Below are 2,011 nucleotides of genomic sequence, written 5' to 3' on the forward strand. Positions count from 1 at the left end.
AAACACCCCCTCCGGTTTTGGCGGCCTGCTGGTACCGGGGTCCCCCGGCCCAACCCGGGCCGCGGTCCCCGCTTTTTTTTAGCCCCCTCCCCAACGAAACTTGCTGGGCCGCCGCTTGGGGGCCCCACGCCTTTCCAAAAGGTCAAAATTCCACGTGAATTTTGTTTCGGGCCGTGCCAGATTGGCCCGAAGCGGGAGGAAGACACTCCTGCCTGACGCCGTGTGCCTGCCGGAGAACCGGGCCGGCATGCGGTGCATAATGGACAAATAACCGACAGGGGTGTGGATCACATGAAACGTATCGTTCTCGGCCTCATGGCCGCAGCTGCAATGGTTCTTCCGGCCTTCGCCGCGGACATTCAACCCGCGATCCTCTATGATCTCGGCGGCAAGTTCGACAAGTCGTTCAACGAGGCGTCCTTTAACGGCGCCGAAAAGTTCAAGACCGAGACCGGCATCCCTTATGTGGAATTCGAGGTCAGCAACGCCACCCAGCGCGAGCAGGCGCTGCGCCGCTTCGCCGAGGACGGCCGCAATCCGATCGTCATGGCGGGCTTCTCCTGGGCGGATGCGCTGGACAAGATCGCGGTCGAGTTCCCCGACACCAAATTCGCCATCATCGACATGGTCGTCGACAAGCCCAATGTCCGCTCCCTGGTCTACAAGGAGCAGGAAGGCTCCTATCTCGTCGGCGTGATGGCGGCGATGGCTTCCAAGACCAAGAAGGTCGGCTTCATCGGCGGCATGGATATTCCGCTGATCCGCAGGTTCGGCTGCGGCTATGTCGGCGGCGCCAAGGCGGCCGGCGCCACCGACGTCATCCAGAACATGACCGGCGATACGCCGGCAGCCTGGAATGATCCGGCCAAGGGCGGCGAGATCGCCAAGACGCAGATCGACCAGGGCGCCGACGTGGTCTACGCGGCGGCAGGCGGCACCGGTGTCGGCGTGCTGCAGGCAGCGGCCGACGCCGGCAAGCTCGGCATCGGTGTCGATTCCAACCAGAACGGCCTGCAGCCCGGCAAGGTGCTGACCTCCATGGTCAAGCGCGTCGACGTTGCCGTCTACAACACCTTCATGGATGCCAAGGACGGCAAGTTCACCGCCGGCGTCAACGATCTCGGCCTCAAGGAAGGCGGCGTCGACTACGCCATGGACGACAACAACAAGGCGCTTGTCGACGATGCAATGAAGGCGGCGGTCGAAAAAGCCAAGGCCGACATCATCGCCGGTACCATCAAGGTGCACGACTATATGTCGGACAATGCCTGCCCGTATTGATCGACAGACACTGCTGAGCTGACGAGCCGCCGGGTGAAAGCCCGGCGGTTTTGTTTGTGTCAGCAGGTTCTTGCTTCAGGACGTCAACCGGACAAGCTACCGATGCAACCGATAACCGAACCCACGCGCGAGCGCGATATCGAGGCAGTCGCAAGCCTGCGTCTTGTCGCGTTCTTTGAGGGGAGCGAGAGGAGTCTCGCAGACGACGTCGCCGACCTTCGCAAGCTGCTGGCCGGCGACAGGTTCGAGACCGCGCTGATCGTTCGGGTTGGCGGAGTGCCGGCCGGAACCTGTCTGCTTGTCCGCAGCGAGCGGGAGCCGGCGCATGATCTGACGCCGTGGCTGGCCGGGCTGGCCGTCGCTCCGGAGCATCAGCGCCGAGGGATCGGGACGGCACTGGCCAGGGCGATCGAAGCGCATGCCGCATCGGCCGATGTCAGCGAACTCTATGTCTATACCTGGCAGGCGCGCGACTTTTACGCCACGCTGGGCTGGGTGGCCGTCGAGGAGTTTGAACAGGACGGCGCGCCCATGTTGCTGATGTCGCGCAGATCGCGCCTTTAGGCGTTGCTCGCCCCCTCACCAGTGCGGCGGCTTGGTTACCGGCACGTCGGGTGCGGCTTGTTCGTGAGCGTGACGAGCACCCCATCTTGCCTGAGGGCTATGCACTGGGGAGATTTGCCGCCTGATTTGCGGCAGCGAGGAGCGCAGGCGCATGGAGTGGGAGGAC

2 protein-coding genes are annotated in these 2,011 nt (G+C 63.5%); both read left to right on the plus strand.

Features of this window, described 5'->3' with window-relative positions; genetic code table 11:
- Positions 1-291 precede the first annotated feature (291 nt).
- The gene (locus NKJ94_RS37260) at positions 292-1,281 is read left to right on the plus strand and encodes a BMP family lipoprotein (protein WP_352532749.1); all 990 of its coding nucleotides are present in this window, start codon (positions 292-294) and stop codon (positions 1,279-1,281) included.
- A 102-nt stretch (positions 1,282-1,383) separates the two neighbouring features.
- Positions 1,384-1,845, plus strand: a complete 462-nt coding sequence (locus tag NKJ94_RS37265; RefSeq protein ID WP_352532751.1) for a GNAT family N-acetyltransferase — start codon at positions 1,384-1,386, stop codon at positions 1,843-1,845.
- Positions 1,846-2,011 lie beyond the last annotated feature (166 nt).

Origin of the sequence: Mesorhizobium sp. M0060 (assembly GCF_040323155.1) — a bacterium.
In the GTDB taxonomy this organism is placed as follows: domain Bacteria; phylum Pseudomonadota; class Alphaproteobacteria; order Rhizobiales; family Rhizobiaceae; genus Mesorhizobium.

What these genes read in the sequence shown, in the direction of transcription:
- NKJ94_RS37265 (WP_352532751.1), top strand. Translation starts at nt 1,384, where the DNA reads ATGCAACCGATAACCGAACCCACGCGCGAGCGCGATATCGAGGCAGTC.
- NKJ94_RS37260 (WP_352532749.1), top strand. Translation starts at nt 292, where the DNA reads ATGAAACGTATCGTTCTCGGCCTCATGGCCGCAGCTGCAATGGTTCTT.